This window comes from Rhizobium sp. BR 317 (assembly GCF_047445835.1).
GTDB classification, from domain to species: domain Bacteria; phylum Pseudomonadota; class Alphaproteobacteria; order Rhizobiales; family Rhizobiaceae; genus Rhizobium; species Rhizobium paranaense.
The window spans coordinates 141,020-157,523 of record NZ_JARWLB010000014.1; the positions used below are offsets into that span (position 1 = coordinate 141,020).

14 protein-coding genes are annotated in these 16,504 nt (G+C 61.3%); 3 read left to right on the forward strand and 11 right to left on the reverse strand.

The window, feature by feature from the left end:
* The 5 genes from QD357_RS21470 to QD357_RS21490 all read right to left on the reverse strand — a co-directional run bounded on the left by QD357_RS21470 (position 1) and on the right by QD357_RS21490 (position 5,947).
* Entirely contained in the window at positions 1-951 is a 951-nt protein-coding gene (locus QD357_RS21470; protein ID WP_183939703.1) for an ABC transporter permease, read from the reverse strand.
* 96 nt (positions 952-1,047) lie between these two features.
* Entirely contained in the window at positions 1,048-2,658 is a 1,611-nt protein-coding gene (locus tag QD357_RS21475; RefSeq protein ID WP_414124996.1) for an ABC transporter substrate-binding protein, read from the reverse strand.
* Between the two features lie 74 nt (positions 2,659-2,732).
* Complete coding sequence (locus tag QD357_RS21480) at positions 2,733-3,449, reverse strand: HAD-IA family hydrolase (RefSeq protein WP_414124997.1); 717 nt, start codon at positions 3,447-3,449, stop codon at positions 2,733-2,735.
* A gap of 273 nt (positions 3,450-3,722) precedes the next feature.
* A complete protein-coding gene (locus tag QD357_RS21485; protein WP_414124998.1) occupies positions 3,723-5,096 on the reverse strand; it encodes an aspartate aminotransferase family protein in 1,374 nt (457 codons plus the stop codon).
* An 11-nt stretch (positions 5,097-5,107) separates the two neighbouring features.
* Positions 5,108-5,947 (reverse strand): GNAT family N-acetyltransferase, encoded by an 840-nt coding sequence (locus QD357_RS21490; protein WP_414124999.1) that lies wholly within the window; start codon positions 5,945-5,947, stop codon positions 5,108-5,110.
* Positions 5,948-6,273: 326 nt separating this feature from the next.
* Between QD357_RS21490 and QD357_RS21495 the strand changes: the two genes are divergently transcribed.
* Together QD357_RS21495 and QD357_RS21500 are read left to right on the forward strand one after the other, a co-directional pair.
* Entirely contained in the window at positions 6,274-6,942 is a 669-nt protein-coding gene (locus QD357_RS21495) for a haloacid dehalogenase type II (protein ID WP_183939712.1), read from the forward strand.
* Positions 6,943-6,954: 12 nt separating this feature from the next.
* Positions 6,955-8,232: an NAD(P)/FAD-dependent oxidoreductase gene (locus tag QD357_RS21500; protein ID WP_414125000.1), complete on the forward strand. Its 1,278-nt coding sequence runs from the start codon at positions 6,955-6,957 to the stop codon at positions 8,230-8,232.
* 15 nt (positions 8,233-8,247) lie between these two features.
* Here QD357_RS21500 and QD357_RS21505 read toward each other — a convergent pair whose 3' ends face one another.
* Entirely contained in the window at positions 8,248-8,646 is a 399-nt protein-coding gene (locus QD357_RS21505) for a RidA family protein (RefSeq protein ID WP_183939716.1), read from the reverse strand.
* A 160-nt stretch (positions 8,647-8,806) separates the two neighbouring features.
* On the opposite strand from QD357_RS21505, the gene QD357_RS21510 reads away from it, so the two are divergent.
* Positions 8,807-9,400, forward strand: coding sequence for a TetR/AcrR family transcriptional regulator (locus QD357_RS21510; protein ID WP_183939718.1), 594 nt, complete (start codon positions 8,807-8,809; stop codon positions 9,398-9,400).
* A gap of 93 nt (positions 9,401-9,493) precedes the next feature.
* Here QD357_RS21510 and QD357_RS21515 read toward each other — a convergent pair whose 3' ends face one another.
* From QD357_RS21515 to QD357_RS21535, 5 genes are all read right to left on the reverse strand, one after another.
* Positions 9,494-10,951 carry an NAD-dependent succinate-semialdehyde dehydrogenase gene (locus QD357_RS21515; RefSeq protein ID WP_414125001.1) on the reverse strand — a complete coding sequence of 486 codons (1,458 nt, stop codon included), beginning with the start codon at positions 10,949-10,951 and terminating at the stop codon, positions 9,494-9,496.
* 20 nt (positions 10,952-10,971) lie between these two features.
* A complete protein-coding gene (locus QD357_RS21520) occupies positions 10,972-12,015 on the reverse strand; it encodes a tartrate dehydrogenase (protein WP_414125002.1) in 1,044 nt (347 codons plus the stop codon).
* Between the two features lie 9 nt (positions 12,016-12,024).
* Entirely contained in the window at positions 12,025-13,488 is a 1,464-nt protein-coding gene (locus QD357_RS21525; RefSeq protein WP_414125003.1) for an aldehyde dehydrogenase family protein, read from the reverse strand.
* Between the two features lie 126 nt (positions 13,489-13,614).
* On the reverse strand, positions 13,615-14,487 hold the full coding sequence (locus tag QD357_RS21530) for a LysR family transcriptional regulator (RefSeq protein ID WP_414125004.1): 873 nt from the start codon (positions 14,485-14,487) through the stop codon (positions 13,615-13,617).
* Between the two features lie 48 nt (positions 14,488-14,535).
* The gene (locus tag QD357_RS21535) at positions 14,536-16,503 is read right to left on the reverse strand and encodes a hydantoinase B/oxoprolinase family protein (protein ID WP_414125005.1); all 1,968 of its coding nucleotides are present in this window, start codon (positions 16,501-16,503) and stop codon (positions 14,536-14,538) included.
* Position 16,504 lies beyond the last annotated feature (1 nt).

The window sequence follows — 16,504 nt, forward strand, 5'->3', positions numbered from 1 at the left end:
TCAGCGCAGCCTCGGATTGGACATGATAGCGATGATGTCGGCAATGGTGATCAGCAGCAGATAGACGAGGCAGAAAATCATGGCGCAGGTCTGGATGAGCGGCAGATCCCGGGTGGCGACAGCGTCCACCATCAGCTTGGCGATGCCCGGATAGTTGAAGATGGTCTCGACGATGATGACGCCGCCGAGCAGGTAGGAGAGCGAAAGTGCCACGGCATTGACGATCGGGCCGAGTGCGTTCGGCAATGCGTGTTTCAGGACCATGCGCGGGCGCGAGGCGCCTTTCAGGAGCGCCATTTCCACATAGGGTGTGTTCAGCGTCTCGATGACGGCTGCGCGGGTCATGCGGATCATCTGCGCCGAGATCACGAAGCTCAGCGTGATGACCGGCATCGCGAATACACGCAGCATCTGGGAAAAGGAGTGGATCTCATTGGCGAAAGCGAGTGCGGGCAGCCATTTGAGATAGACGGCAAAGATCAGCACCGCAGAAGTCGCGACCATGAATTCGGGCACGGAAATCACGCCGATCGAAACCACGGTAACAATGCGGTCGTAGAGGGAGCCGCGCAGCATGGCCGCGGTAATGCCGAGCGTGAGAGCGATCGGCACGGAAAACAGGGTCGTGGCCGCCGCAAGCTTCAGCGAGTTTCCGAGCCGGGCGCCAATCAGATCGGCGATCGGCATGTTGTTGGCGTAGGAAATGCCGAGATCGCCCGTGGCAAGGCCGGCGAGCCAGCGAACGAAACGCAGGATGGCCGGGTCGTTCAGATGCATGGCGGCGCGCAGGCCCGCGACTGCTTCAGGGGTCGCGGCTTGACCAAGGAGGATCTGGGCCACGTCACCGGGCAGCATTTCTGTTGCCGCAAACACCGTGAACGATACGATGAGCAGCGTGATCAAGGCTACGATCACGCGGCCGAGCACGAGAGAAAGAACGTGGCGGTTCATGACAGATCCCCATCGCGAGAACGGAAGTGCCGACTATACGGCACTGTACCCGACAAGTGGTGCCGAGGCACCACCGGTCGGGTACGAAGGCAGGGATCAGGCTTCAAGCCAGACATATTCCGCGAAGGCATAACCCATCATGCCGCCGAGCGGATTGGCCTCCAGGCCGTGCAGCTTCGAAGAAATTGCGTCGACGTTGGAGATATAAGCCGGGATGGCAGTGCCGGCCTCTTCCGCGATCATCGCCTGCATGTCGCCGTAGATCGCCTTGCGCTTGGCCTGATCGAGCAAGCCACGCGCCTCGATCAGCATGCTGTCGAATTTCTCCGACTTGTACTGGCTTTCGTTCCAGGGAGCCTGAGAGGAATAGAGCAGCGAGAAAAGAATATCCGGAGTCGGACGCGGATTGATGTTGCCGAAGTGCATCGGCGCCTTCAGCCAGTAGTTCGACCAGTAACCGTCGGAGGGCACGCGCTGGACATCGAACTTCATGCCGATCTCGGCGCCGGCCTGCTGCAGCACCATCGCCATGTCGACAGACGAGGTTGCGGCCTCGGAAGCGACCACGGGAATGGACTGGCCGAGCAGACCCGACTTCTGGAAGTGGAACTTGGCCTTCTCCGGATCGAAGGCTTTCGGCTTCAGATCGGCATTATGGTAGATGTTGGAAGGAGGCACCGGCTGGTCGTTGCCGATTTCGGCAAGTCCGCGCAGCGCCGACTTCTGGATGACTTCGCGGTTCAGGAGATATTTGACGCCTGTCACGAAGTCCTTGCTGTTGCCTGGGCTCATGTCCAGACGCATGTTGAGGTCGGTGTAATTGCCGGAGGTGGTCTTCGACAACGTCACGCCCTTCTGGCTGTCCAGAAGCCGCATGGAGCGCGGATTGATGGAGGCAGCGAGCTGGATATCGCCCGAAAGCAGCGCATTGACGCGCGCGGAGTCGTCCTCGATCGCGAAGAACTCGAAGGAGTCGAGATGCGCACCACCCGACTTCCAATAGTTCTTGTTCTTGACGGCGACGGAGCGGACGCCGGGTTCGAAGCTTTCGCAGACGAATGCGCCGGTGCCGTTGGCCTTGCTGAAATCCGTCGTGCCATCGGCAATGATCATGAAGTGATGGATGGCAAGGATGGTCGGAAGGTCGGCGTTCGGATTGGCAAGGGTGATCTCGACTGTCTGCGGATCGACCGCCTTGATGCCGGTCATCTGCTTGGCGATCGCATTGACCTTCGAGCCAACTGCCGGATCAAGATGGCGGTTCAGCGAATAGACGACGTCGGCGGAAGAAAGCGTCTTGCCGTTGTGGAACGCCACGCCCTTGCGAAGCTTGACGGTCCACACTTTGGCGTCGGCGCTTTCGATGCTTTCGGCAAGTTCCATCTGCGTGACGCCGTCCTTGTCGAGGAAGGACAGACGGTTATAGAAGGCGCAGCAGCGGACATAGTCCGTCGAAAGCGATGCCTTGGCCGGATCGAGCGTGTCGGCCGTCGACGACGACCAACCGGCTGCTTTCAGCGAGCCGCCCGAGACCGGCGTTGCGGCGAAAGCCGCCGAGGCGCGGCCGAAGATTGCGCCGCCGGCTGCGGCAGCGATGCCGCCGGCAAGGAACATCTGCAGGAGATCGCGGCGGGTGGCACCGCGGCGAATGGCATTTTCGACCATGGCATCGTCTGCGCTGGTCCAATTCGTGATCTTGTCTTTCATTTGCGTTCCCCTTGTTAAGGTTTGATTGGTGCGCCTCGTCTTTTCACGCGAGGTCGGTACCGGATAGTCGTCGCTCAGGCGGCCCTGACGGCCTCCACCGCATCGGCAAGCCCTGCCATGGAGGTGAAATGGAAATCGGGCCTGGTGAACTCCTTGGGCTCGATCGTGCCGCCATAACCCTTCTGGGCATGGCGTCGCTCGATCCAGCAATTGGTCATGCCGAGCCGGCGCGAAATGCCGATGTCGTGATACTGGCTCTGCGCAACATGCAGAATGTCGTCCTTCGAACCGCCTTCCTTCGCGACAAAGGCGAAGACCTGCTCGAAGAAGGCCGGATCGGGTTTTTCCGTGCCGGTATCGTCGGCGGTGAATGCGGCATAAAACGGGTTGCCGAGTTCTTTGGAAAAGTGCTCGAAGGCCCAGCGGCGGGCATTCGTCATGGCGATAAGCTTGTAACGTTGCGAAAGGCGCTTGAGAGCTTCGGCGCTGTCGGGAAAGCCTTTCCAGCTCTTGCTGGAATCACGCAGGCGCTMGCCATATGCCTGTTCAACCGGCAGCCCCAGCTTCGGCGCGATGGCCAGATAGACACGGGCCAGATCGTCGGGAAACAGATCGGCATCGTCGGAATAACGTTCGGCGCGATAGAGGGCGAGCGCTTCCTCGCCATCGACGGAAACACCGGCTTCGTCGGCGATTGCCGCCAGGCAATCCTTGATGCCGCCTTCGAAGTCGATCAGCGTTCCGACGACGTCAAAGGTGAAGTATTTGAAATCCGCTAGGCTCTTTGCCAAGTGTCTGCCCTCGCCAATGTCTGTTCTTGATCGAGTGCATCCAGTTCCGATCGCCGGCTGAATGCAGAAGAAAATGCTGTCCTCATTCTGGTTGGGATTTTCGCGAATCTCCCGAAAATCCCGGTTTTTCGGCCTTTGAGCATCTGCAGTCAGCTCAGTTTCGCAGTAAAGGCTCACCGGATTCTCTGAATGGGAGAGCTGCGGCGGCACAATATTGCGAATATGAGCGCAAAGCGGTATTTCGCCGCTCCCTGCGAAGGCCCGTTTTCGCACTCAAGCGTGCACCGCGCGTACATCAGGGTCTTCCAGGGTCTGGTCCAGCGTCCTGCGCGTGCGTTCGATGATCGCATCGATCTCCCCATCGGTGCAGCAGAGCGGCGGTGCATAGCCAAGAACACCGTTGCCGAAGGCGCGAATGACGAGCCCGTTGTTCCAGGCACGATCGAAGATCCGCCGCGCCGGCTCGGCAGCCGCGGGCAGGGGCGTCTTGCGCGCCTTGTCGACCACCAGTTCTACGGCCGCGAGCATGCCGCGCCCGCGCACGTCGCCGACCAGCGGATGCGAAGAGAGATCGCGAAGACCGGCCATCAGCCGCGCTCCGGCCTTGACGCCGTTTTCCAGCAGACCGTTCTCGTAAAGGCGTAGCACTTCGAGACCGACCGCGGCGCTGACGGGATGCGCGGAATAGGTATAGCCATGGCCAACCGCAGCGGCGCCGGCACCGTCGGCAATCGTGTTATAGACCCGCTCCGTCAGGAAGACGGCTCCCATCGGCACGTAGCCGGAGGTAAGCCCCTTGGCGGTGGTCATCAGGTCGGGGACTATGTCGTCATCCGAACAGGCAAACAGCGGACCGGTGCGTCCGAAACCCGTGATCACCTCGTCGGCAACGAACAGAATGTCGAGTTCGCTGCAAAGGTCGCGCATTGCCTTCATCCACCCGGCCGGCGGCACCAGTACGCCGCCCGAACCMTGGATTGGCTCGGCGTAGAAAGCCGCCACGCGCTCGGCGCCGAGTTCCACGACCTTAGCGCGCAGTGCGGCCACTGAGGCGGCGATAATCGCCTGCGGATCGGTGCCGACGGGGTTGCGATAAGCATAATGCGAGGGAATCTTGTGCTGCCAGTCGAGCGGCATGCCGAAGCCGGCATGGAAGACCGGAAGCGCCGTCAGGCCGGCACCGACGGTGGATGAGCCGTGATAGCCCTGTTCGAGGGAGATGAACTGATCCTTCGTGGGCTTGCCGAGCGCATGGTAATAGTAGCGGATGAAGCGGACCGTGCTGTCGACGGCATCGGAGCCGCCGAGCGTGAAGTAGACATGGTTGAGGTCGCCGGGTGCGCGATCGGCCAATTCGGCGGCGAGCCGGATGGCTGGTTCGGAGCCGAGGCTAAAGTAGCCGGTGGCATAGGGCAGCTCGCGCATCTGGCGGGCGGCCGCCTCCACGATGCTGTCATGGCCATAACCGGCATTGACGCACCAAAGACCGGCAAAGCCGTCGATCATCTGATGGCCCGACGCATCGGTAACGGTCGCGCCCTTGGCGGATTTCAACACGCGGACGCCGGCCTGCTCATGCCCGCGATAGGAGGCGACGGGGTGAACGAGGTGGGCGCGATCAAGTTCGATAAGGGAATTGCTCAGCATGATGTCTCTCTTCAGCCCAGAGCCTGGCTGGCCAGGGCAAATGTGTGAACGCTGGGAATGGATGAAGGGGCAGATKACGCTGCGCGGCACATGGTGATGCCGCCGCCGACATGGGCCAGACCATGTTCGAGGAGGAACGGAGCAAGGCCGGTTTCACTCCCGGTATCGACGCGCATGAATGCGCCTGACCGGGCGGCGAACAAAAAGCTCAGAAGGTCCTCTGCATTAGCAGCGGTTTCCGCGACGACCGGGCCGCAGAGTTCGCCACGGCCGAAGGACCGCAAGGCCGCATAACCGCGGAGTGTGTCGGCTTCGCGGAGAGCCGCCAGCCGACCCGCCTGGAAAAGAGCTTCGATAAGTGCGTCGCGATCAACCCCGAAAGCGATGCGGTCGAGGGCGACGATCTGGTCGAGATCGGCAGCCGTTGCCCAATCCACCGTCGATGGCGCAATGCATGCGCGCAGCGGGCCTTGGTGTTGAACGATGGTGCCGGTCTTTTCGAAGCCGAGACTTTCATAAAGAGGCAGACCATCGGCGGTCGCAATGAGCCGGCACTCACGGTCACCGACGATCTCCAGAGCCGCCTGCATGATCCGGCGGCCGATGCCACGCCCACGCATCGATTCGTCGACGATCACCATGTTGATCGTTGCGACGTCGTCGCCATAGGGAGTGACGAAGATTGTCGCAACGACCTTGTCGTTCTCGATAGCCACAAGGCCGCGGCTGAGTTCCAGCAGCATCTGCCACTCTTCCAGCCGGTGTGGCCAGCCTGCCTGACGCGACAGTGCCAGGGCCGATTGAAGGTGAGAATGGTCGAGGGGGCGAAGATCGATCCCGGTTGCCTGCACAGGCTTTTTCTCCCGTTCGTTGCTTTTCTTTTTGATAGACCCGTAGCGGAAGAAGATCGTCCCGACGAAAGGGCGGCAGCGGTATCTTCCACCGTCCGCCGGCATGCGCGCCGCATCTTATGCCGGGCGGCCGGCGTCGCAGGCTGCGATTACGGATTTCGGCGGCAAGGCGCCTGTGACGACGCGCAACTCTCTGCCAAACCAGAGCGGCGATACAAAACATTCTGCTTCGTGACGGCTTAAATGCGGTGAACCGATGGAAGAAGGCTGCCTATGATGTCCTCATTCATCAGCGCCTGCGCGGCATTCATGCAAGGACCAAAGACATGACGAAGTTCCGGCCGAAATATATCACCTTCGACTGCTATGGCACTCTGACGAATTTCCAGATGGCCGAAGCTGCCCAGAAGATCTATGGCGGCCAGCTCGATCAGCCGCGCATGACGCAGTTCATCAAGAATTTCGCGGCCTACCGGCTGGATGAGATTCTGGGGGACTGGAAACCCTATAATGAAGTGCTCCACAATGCCGTCGAGCGGACCTGCCGCAAGAATGGCGTTGCCTTCCGTGCCGAGGATGCCCGTTCGATCTATGAAACCGTGCCGAGCTGGGGACCGCATCCGGACGTGCCGGCAGGCCTTGCAAAGGTCGCCAAGGAAATCCCGCTGGTCATCCTGTCGAATGCGATGAACGAGCAGATCATGCACAATGTCGAAAAGCTCGGTGCGCCTTTCCATGCCGTCTTCACGGCGCAGCAGGCCAATGCGTACAAGCCGCGCTTCAAGGCGTTCGAATATATGTTCGATATGCTCGGCTGCAATCCGGAAGACGTGATGCATTGCTCCTCGTCTTTCCGCTATGATCTGATGTCGGCCTATGATCTCGGCATCAAGCACAAGGTCTGGGTCAACCGGGGTCACGAGCCGGCCAATCCCTACTATGAGTATACCGAGATCAAGGATATTTCCGGTCTGCCCGGCGTCGTCGGGCTCTGACGGGAGGCCGCCATGCAGTTCAAATCCTATTGGCACGACACAGCCCCACGCTTTGCAAAGCAGTGCACCGCGCCGGTCGAAGGTCACTACGACGTTGCCGTGATCGGCGGCGGCTTTACCGGATTAGGGGCGGCGCTTCAGCTCGCCAAGGCCGGTGCTAAGGTGGTCGTGTTGGAGGCGGGCACGGTCGGTTCCGGCGCGTCCGGCCGCAATGGCGGTCATCTCAACAACGGCATCGCCCATAGTTTCATCGCGGCGAAGCAAGAGCTCGGTGTCGAGCGGGCGAAGGCACTCTATCGCGCCTTCGACGATGCCGTCGACACTGTCGAACGGATCGTCACGGAGGAGGGGATCGACTGCAATTTCCGCCGTGCGGGCAAACTGAAGCTTGCCTCCAAGCCGGCACATTTCGACAGCATTGCTCGCAATTTCGAAGTGGTCCATCGCGAGATCGATCCGGATACGGCACTGTTGACCGCTGACGATCTCAAGTCGGAAATCGGATCGGCATCCTTTCATGGCGCCATGCTCTCCAAGAAAAGCGCCATGATGCATATGGGGCGTTATGCGGTCGGTCTTGCTGAAGCCGCAGTACGCAGCGGCGCGGTGATCTTCGAGAATGCCGCCGTGACCGACAGGAAGGTCAATGGCAGCCGGCATGAATTGACGACCGCCCGCGGCAAGCTATCGGCAGACAATGTTTTTGTGGCAACCGGTGCCTATACTCCCGGCATCTTCAGCTATTTCCGCCGTCGCATCGTTGCTGTCGGCAGCTTCATCATCGCGACCCGTCCGCTGACCAAGGCGGAGATCGCTGCGACCATGCCCGGCAACCGCACTTGCGTTACCTCGCTCAACATCGGCAATTACTTCCGGCTCTCGCCGGACAATCGCCTCATATTCGGCGGCCGGGCGCGGTTTTCCGCGACGTCGGATCAACAATCCGATGCCAAGAGCGGCGAGATCCTGCGCGCCAGCTTGGCGGAAATCTTCCCGCATCTGGCTAAGATCGAGATCGATTATTGCTGGGGCGGCTTGGTCGACATGACCAAGGATCGGTTCCCCCGTGCCGGCTATGTCGACGGGCTTTGGTATGCGATGGGCTATTCTGGCCATGGCGCCCAGATGGCGACGCATATGGGCATGATGATTGCCAATGCCATCTTGGGAAAGGCCGATCGCAATCCGGTCAAGGACCTCGAATGGCCGGCGGTGCCGGGGCATTTCGGCAAGCCCTGGTTCCTGCCGCTCGTCGGCATGTATTACAAGACGCTCGACCGGTTCCAATAGCCAAGCTTTCGAAAATCATGCCTTCGAAGGGATACGGGCGATAACCTTGATCTCGAAGTCGAAGCCCGCAAGCCAATTCACGCCGACGGCCGTCCAGTTCGGGTAGGGCGGACCGCTGAAAATCTCTTGCTTGACGGCCATGATTGTTGCGAACTGGTTTTCCGGGTCCGTGTGGAACGTCGTTATGTCCACGATGTCATCGAACGTACACCCCGCCGCGTCCAGCGTAGCCTTGAGGTTTTCGAAAGCCAAACGGACCTGATGTTCAAAATCAGGTTCCGGCGTCCCGTCGGGACGGCTGCCGACTTGTCCTGAAACGAACAGGAGGTCCCCGGAGCGAATGGCGGCCGAATAGCCATGCTCCTCATAAAGGGCATGCCTGCCGGCGGGAAAAATTGCCTCGCGTTTGGTCATTCTCGATCCTTTCTTCATTGTCCTTGCCGGTAGCGGATGAGCATGACGCAATCCGCTTCACACACTGCCGCATCTCATATACGGTACGTATGTGAAGTAACCGACATACGTACCGTATGTCAAGTCCACATACGCAACGTATATGAAATTCGAGGGCAAGATGGCGAAACGACGTGTCGATACGATGGAGGAGAACCGTGCCAAACTCATCGCGGCCGCGCGAAAAGCCTTTGCTGACAAAGGGTATTCGGCTGCCTCGATGGACGAGCTGACCGGAGAAGTCGGCCTGACACGCGGGGCGCTCTATCACAATTTCGGAGACAAGCGCGGGCTTCTCGCGGCAGTTGTCGATCAGATAGACTCGGAAATGGCATCGCAGGCCCAAGAGATCGGCGCACGGGCGGGGGATGATTGGAAGGGCCTGCTTGCCGAAGGCGCCGCCTATATCGAGATGGCGCTGGTTCCGGAAGTTCAACGTATCGTTCTGCTCGACGGACCCGCCGTATTGGGTGATCCATCAAGATGGCCCAGCCAGAGCAGTTGCTTTCAGGACACCAAGCGGACAGTAGAACGTCTTATCGCCAAAGAGATTTTCAAGCCTCTCGACGCGGAGGCCGCCGCTCGGCTTCTTAGCGGCGCCGCGCTCAACGCCGCTCTTTGGGTCGCAGCCAGCGACGATCCGAAGCATGTGCTGCCAAAGGCGATCGAGACCTTCCATGCGTTAGCTGCCGGTCTTCTCGCAAAGCCCGCGTGAATTCCTGTCAGGCGAGGAAGCCGTCAGGATGTCCGCGCTGCATGTCGGTAGGGCGCCCATTTTGGCGCGCCCTTTTTGTTGTCTTTGGCAGGCTCAGGCGAGACCACCGATGTGGAAGGTCTTCAGTTCGAGATATTCCTCGATGCCATGTTGGGACCCTTCACGGCCAAGTCCGGATTGCTTGACGCCGCCGAAGGGGGCAACTTCCGTTGAGATCGCGCCGGTGTTCAGCCCCACCATGCCGAATTCCAGGGCTTCGCCGACGGCCCAGGAGCGCTTGAGGCTTCCGGTATAGAAATAAGCCGCAAGCCCGAAGGGTGTGCCGTTGGCAATGGCGATTGCCTCCTCGTCGGTCTTGAAGCGAAAGAGCGGCGCGACCGGCCCGAAGGTCTCTTCGCTGGCAAGAAGCATGTCGGTGGTTGCGCCCGAGAGGACGATGGGAGCGGCATATTGCCGGCCTTCGGGGAGGCTCGAAGCCTTCGCAACGATCGTCGCGCCTTTTTCGACGGCGTCGGCGACATGGCGCTCGATCTTTTCGATGGCCGCGGCATTGATCATCGGGCCGATGTCGACGCCAGCTTCTGTGCCGGGGCCGACCTTCATGGCGGAAACGCGGGCCGCGAGTTTTGCGGCAAAGGCATCGTAGACCTTATCCTGCACCAGAATGCGGTTGGAGCAGACGCAGGTCTGACCGCCATTGCGGAATTTGGAGGCGATGGCGCCTTCGACGGCAAGATCGAGATCGGCATCATCGAAGACGATGAAGGGCGCGTTGCCGCCGAGTTCCAGGCTGAGCCGCTTGATACTGTCAGCCGCGCCGCGCATCAGGAGCGCGCCGACGCGGGTGGAGCCGGTGAATGAGATCTTGCGGACCGCTTCGTTGCGCATCAACTCGTTGCCGATCTCGGTCGGCAGGCCGGTCACGATGTTAATGACGCCGGCGGGAATGCCGGCGCGTTCGGCCAGAACGCCGAGCGCCAGCGCCGAATAGGGGGTAAAGTCGGATGGCTTGATGACGACCGTGCAACCGGCCGCCAGCGCCGGCGCCACTTTGCGGGTGATCATCGCGTTGGGGAAGTTCCAGGGCGTGATGATGCCGCAGACGCCGACCGGCTCCTTGAGGACGACGATGCGGCGGTCGCGGGTCGGCGACGGGATGGTCGTGCCGTTGATGCGGCGGGCTTCCTCGGCAAACCATTTGACGAAGGAGGCACCGTAGCGGATTTCTCCGCGCGCCTCGGCCAGCGGTTTTCCTTGCTCAGTGGTCAGGATCAGGCCGAGATCGTMGCAATGTTCGATCATCAGATCATGCCAGGCTTCCAGCAGTTGCGCCCGCTCGGCATGAGTCTTCGTCCGCCAGGCCGGGAAGGCGGCACGGGCGGCTTCGATCGCGGCGTGGGTCTCCGTTCCGTCCATGTCGGGAACCGTGCCCATCACCGTCTGTGTGGCCGGATTGATGACGTCGACGGTCTTGCCGGAGGCGGCATTGCGCCAGAGTCCGTCGATCAAGCCCTGTTGGCGCAACAGGCTCCGGTCCTTGAGGTCGATCATTGTTGTCGTTTCCTTGTGGTTCAGGCGAGTGCGTTCAGCACGGCATAGGTGATGGTGTCGGTCTTGTCCTTACCGGGAACCGCGCCGATACCGGCCTCGGTCGCCGCAGCGATGGCATGCATGATCGCATCCGCAGCGGCCTTTTCGCCGAGATGATCGAGCATCATTGCGGCCGACCAGATTGCGGCGATCGGATTGGCGATGCCGAGATGGGCGATATCGGGCGCGGAGCCGTGCACAGGTTCGAACATCGATGGTGCGCTGCGATCGGGGTTGAGATTGGCGGCAGCGGCAAAGCCGAGCCCGCCCTGGATGGCGGCCCCGAGGTCGGTCAGGATGTCGCCGAAAAGGTTGGAGGCGACGATGACATCGAGGCTTTCCGGCGCCATGACCATGCGTGCCGCCATGGCGTCGATGTGATAGCTCGTCACGGTGACATCGGGATATTCGGCGGCGAGCCGTGCTGTGATCTCATCCCAGAACACCATGGAATATTTCTGCGCGTTCGACTTGGTGACGGAGGCGAGTTTGCCGCGGCGCGCGCGGGCCTGTTCGAAGCCGAAGCGCAGGATGCGTTCCACGCCCGCTCTGGTGAAGATCGAGGTTTCCACGGCGACCTCGTTTGCCGTGCCCTGATGCACACGTCCGCCGGCGCCGGAATATTCGCCCTCAGTATTTTCGCGAATGCAGAGAATGTCGAAGTCGCGCGCCTTCAGCGGGCCCTCGACGCCCGGCAGCAGCCGGTGGGGCCGGATATTGGCATATTGCTCAAAAGCCTTGCGAATCGGCAGAAGCAGGCCGTGAAGCGAAACGGAATCGGCTACCTCGGCCGGCCAGCCAACCGCGCCGAGCAGGATGGCGTCGAAATTGCGCAGGGTCGCAATGCCGTCGGCCGGCATCATCGCGCCCGTTTCCTTGTAGTAGGCGCAGGACCAGGGAAAGCTGGTCGGCTCCAGGCCGAAGCCCGCCTTCCCAGCCGCTTTTGCCAATACCTGCCACGCAGCGGTGGTGACGTCCTTGCCGATGCCGTCGCCGGGTATGAGAGCGATCCTGTAGGTCTTCATGTCGGCTCCTCAGATGTTGATCAGCACGGACTTATTGCGGCGATTGGCAAGATAGGCATCCCGGCCGAGATCCTTGCCGATGCCGGAGCTTTTGTAGCCGCCGGTCGGCAGAATATGGTCGCGGGAGCGCCCATAGCGATTGACCCAGACAGTCCCGGCCTGGAGACGGCGCGTGACGCGAATAGCGCGGGAAAGATCGCGCGTGAAAAGCCCGGCCGCAAGCCCGTAGGTCGGATGATCGGCGAGCTGAAGCGCTTCCTCCTCCGTCTCGAAGGTTTGCAGCGTCAACACCGGCCCGAATATCTCTTCGGTGACCGCCGGCGACGAGTGGTCGACCCCGGCAAACAGCGTCGGAGCATAAAAATAGCCCGGTCGCTCCAGCCTTGAGCCACCCGTAACGCATTCCGCGCCGGCGTCGATCGCGGCTTGAACGATGTTGTCGATCCGCCCGATCTGGCGCTCCGAGATGATAGGCGAATATCGGCTGGTCTCATCCCAGGTGGGGCCCGGTTTGATCTGATGCATATGCCTGAGGATCGCCTCTGCGAGAGGCTCGGCAATCGAGCGCTCGGCAATCAGCCGCGAACCCGCCACGCAGGCCTGGCCGGCATTGGAGAGGACGTTGCGGGCAATCGCTTCGGCGGCCAGATCGAGATCTGCATCGGCAAAAACGACTTGCGGGCTTTTGCCGCCGAGTTCCAGCGTCATCGGCTTGACGCCGCTGCGGGCAATATTCTCCATGATCGCCGCGCCGGCCGATGTCGAACCGGTGAAGCTGATCTTGCCGATACCGGGATGGCCGGTGATCGCCGCGCCGGTGGTCGGGCCATCGCCGAGAACGATATTCATCAGGCCGGCAGGAATGCCGGCGCGCACTGAGAGCTCCGCCATGTAGAGCGTCGAGAACGGCGTCATCTCGGAGGGTTTCAGCACCACGGCATTGCCCGCTGCCAATGCAGGGCCGAGCTTCCAGCCGGCCATGGAAATCGGGAAGTTCCAGGGGGTGATCGCGCCGACGACACCATAGGGTTCGCTCATGATCATGCCGAGGCTGTGGTCATCGGTCGGCACCAAATCGCTGCCTTCCTTGTCGGCGAATTCTGCGAAGAAGCGGATCTGCTCGGCGGTAATCGCGATGTCGCCGGCGATGAGCTGCCCGATCGGGCGGGTAGAGGAGATAGCTTCCAGACGTGCCAGCGTCACGGCCTCTGCTTCCATGAGGTCGGCCCAGCGAACCAGCGCCTTCGTTCGCTCGCGCGGCCGGAGCGACGACCAGCCACTCGTCTTCAGGGCCCGGTTTGCGGCTTCGACGGCACGGTCGACCACATCTTTTCCGGCAACCGGACATTCCGCGAAGGCAACGCCGTCAGACGGGCKGCGCATAGTCATGCCGCCGCTGGCGGCGACATAGCGACCATCGATGAAATGTCCGCCTGGGAGATCGAGCGAATCTGGGTCGAAACTAAGGGTCATGGCTGTTCCTTACCGTCGGGCCGGGTAAGTCTATCGGCTGCACCCTGGCAGTTTCGATTGAGTGCTTCCGCTGTTGCGACGGAATATCCCGTTTGCCCTCGGTGTTTCAGCGCAAGATTCGGCGGTTCAGAGAACATCGCGCAGCGTGGCGAGAAAGGGCCGCACAAATCGCGAGGCCGGCCGGGCGTCATTAGTCGCCGCCACCATCTGCATGGCGAGCTGCGGTTCGAAGGGGCGGGCAACCAGGCCCTCGAAGCCGTGCCAGGCAACGAGTCCATCAACCAGGGCGATCCCGAGACCTTCCCGCACCAACGGCACCGCGCCGACCGAGGAGGCAATCTGAATGGCAACCTCGCGCTGCCGGCCGCAGCTTGCGAAGGCCGCGTCCATCGCCGCGCCGATTTCCGCATGGGCGCCGTATGAGATCAGCGGCAAACCATCGAGATCGGGAGGAGCGATCGTTTCCTTTGAAGCCAAGGGATCATCGGCCCGCATCACCGCCACGATCGGAACATCGCTGAGGATTTCGCTGCGAACGGTCGGTGCTTCGATCACCGACAAGGTGACGGCAAGGTCGATGTCGCCGAGAAGCAGAGCCTCGGCGATCTCACGCTTCGGCAGGGCATGGAGATGAACCTTCACTTCCGGATGCTTCGCGCGAAAGCGCAAAAGTGCTCTGGGGAGCACCGAATAGGTGACCGCTAGGCTGATGCCGAGCCGCAAGAGGCCGATCTTCTGCGCTCCGATATCCCGCGCTAGCGATTTTAGCGCTTCGATCTCGCGAAAGACCCGGTCCGCATCCGCAAACAGCAGGTTTGCCTCCATGGTCGGCACGAGCCGCCCGCCGATGCGATCGAACAGCGGGTAGCCGAGCTGACTTTCCAGATGATGGAGAAACTTGCTGGCCGCCGGCTGCGAAATCCCGAGCGAATTCGCAGCCGCGGTCAGCGTGCCGTCGCGGATGATCGCCCGGAAGATTTCTAGCTGGCGTGCGTTCATGAGATCCGCCTTCAGGTTATGGATGTCATAACCAATCGCCGCAGACTGTCAAACGCCATAGCGTTCGCGCATGTCGGCGAAGATGACGCGCATTTGTTCGGCCATGCCATCGCCCGATCCGTTTGAATGGGACGCGACCGCATCGAAGATCCTGTGCTTCAAGAAGAAGCGCCAACCGACCGGCACGCCMGCAAGGAACGCCGTCAGCAGATTGTAGCGCTCCTCCGTCCACACCGATTCAAAGGCGATCCGCTCAGCGGCATAGGTGATGGGATCGGTTTTTACTGATCGCCCAGCCCGCAAGGCCGCCGTCGCCTCGCCGTCGACCACGCCCTCCGATATCGCCACGCCGTAGTCGCGTCGCGCACTTTCCGTCGAGATCGCGCCGCAGCGCACATCTCGGATGACGGTTTCGGCCGGCCGTTCAAACGAATCGCCGTAGCCGCCGGCGCCGGGACCAATGACGCGGATCACATCACCGGGATTGCAATGCACGATGTCTGTATTCCCAAGCGATGTCTCATCCTCTTTGCCGGGATTGCGGATAAAGCGCGAAATCGTGCCGGCATGGCCGCCTGCGAGGCCCCAGGAAGGCATGACCGAGCGATTGCGGTTGCGCGCCGTCACGACTGTTTCCGGCGCCGAGACCTGGAACTCCATCACCGCCGACAAGCCGCCGCGATAGCGACCCGGAGCGCCGGTATCGGCTTCCAATCCGTAACGCAGAAAGCGGATTGGCACCTCCGCCTCGCTGATTTCGATCGGGGTGTTGCGCAGGAAACCCGTGGCGCCGCCGGCACCGTCGCTTCCGTCGCTGATCGGTGTTCCGCCGCCACCGCCACCGACAGGGCCGATCGAGGCCATGACCGGCCGGCCGTTTCTGTCGCTGGTCTTGATGTTCATGATCGCATTGCCGCCGGGAGACGCGGCCGGCATCAACTCTGGAAGTGCCTTCGCAAAGGCGCCGACCGTCACAATCTGCGTCATGGCGCAAGTCAGGGAGCGCATGCCGACAGCGGCGGGACGCTGACAATTGACGATGCTCCCTTCGGGGAGCACCGCGCGCGCCGGCCGGAGCGTTCCGGCATTGAGCAGAAGGGAATTGTCGAGCGTGAACAGGACATAGGTCAGGCCCACCATCACCAGCGGATGGCGCTCGCGCCCACCGGTCGGCATGTTGAGCGACGAGCCCAATTGCGGATCGCTGCCGGTATAGTCGAGTTCGATCTCATCGCCACGGATGCGCAGTGTCAGCGCCACACGGCAAGGCTTGCCGCCGACCGAATCCTCATCGGCATAGTCCGCGAAGAAATAGTCGCCATCCGGTATGCCCCTGAGAATGGCGCGCGTCTGTTCCTCCGCATAGTCGAGAATCTGGCCGACGCCGTCGATGAAATCGTCAAAGCCGAAGCGCGCAATGATCTCCTTCAGCTTGTGCTCGCCGATATTCACGGAGGCGATCTGGGCGTTGAGATCGCCGATGTTCTGATCCGGCAGGCGGACATTGGCGCGGATCGTGCGCAGCACGAAATCATTCAGCACGCCGTTCTCGACGAGCTTGGCCGGCGGAATGCGCAGACCCTCCTGCTCGATTTCGGTGAGCGATCGCGACAGAGAAGCGGGCACGGCCCCGCCCACATCGGTATTGTGGATATGGCCAACAACGAAACAGGCAATCTCGCCGCCGTGAAATACTGGCTTCCAGATATGGATATCGGGGGAATGGGTCGCGACGAAGCCGCTATAGGGATCGTTGGTGATGCAGATGTCGCCCTCGGCATAGTCGTCGAACATGTCGAGGAGCGGGCGGTAATCGATGCCGCTGTACCAGGGGGCTCCGAATTGTCGCGGGCTTGCAAAGGCAAGACCCTCGCGCGTCACCACCTGGCAGGAAAAGTCCTCCGTTTCCTTGACGAAGGCGGAGTGCGCCGTACGCATCAGGGTGAAGGCCATGGCATCGGCGGCGGCGGCACAGAAGTTGGCGAGTACTTTCAGATTTCTGCGATCGATCGCCATG

Bases quoted from the DNA above. Each gene is read 5' to 3' on its own strand.
- QD357_RS21475 (WP_414124996.1), bottom strand. From the start codon at position 2,658: ATGAAAGACAAGATCACGAATTGGACCAGCGCAGACGATGCCATGGTC.
- QD357_RS21510 (WP_183939718.1), top strand. From the start codon at position 8,807: ATGGCGAAACGACGTGTCGATACGATGGAGGAGAACCGTGCCAAACTC.
- QD357_RS21495 (WP_183939712.1), top strand. From the start codon at position 6,274: ATGACGAAGTTCCGGCCGAAATATATCACCTTCGACTGCTATGGCACT.
- QD357_RS21505 (WP_183939716.1), bottom strand. From the start codon at position 8,646: ATGACCAAACGCGAGGCAATTTTTCCCGCCGGCAGGCATGCCCTTTAT.
- QD357_RS21470 (WP_183939703.1), bottom strand. From the start codon at position 951: ATGAACCGCCACGTTCTTTCTCTCGTGCTCGGCCGCGTGATCGTAGCC.
- QD357_RS21530 (WP_414125004.1), bottom strand. From the start codon at position 14,487: ATGAACGCACGCCAGCTAGAAATCTTCCGGGCGATCATCCGCGACGGC.
- QD357_RS21520 (WP_414125002.1), bottom strand. From the start codon at position 12,015: ATGAAGACCTACAGGATCGCTCTCATACCCGGCGACGGCATCGGCAAG.
- QD357_RS21500 (WP_414125000.1), top strand. From the start codon at position 6,955: ATGCAGTTCAAATCCTATTGGCACGACACAGCCCCACGCTTTGCAAAG.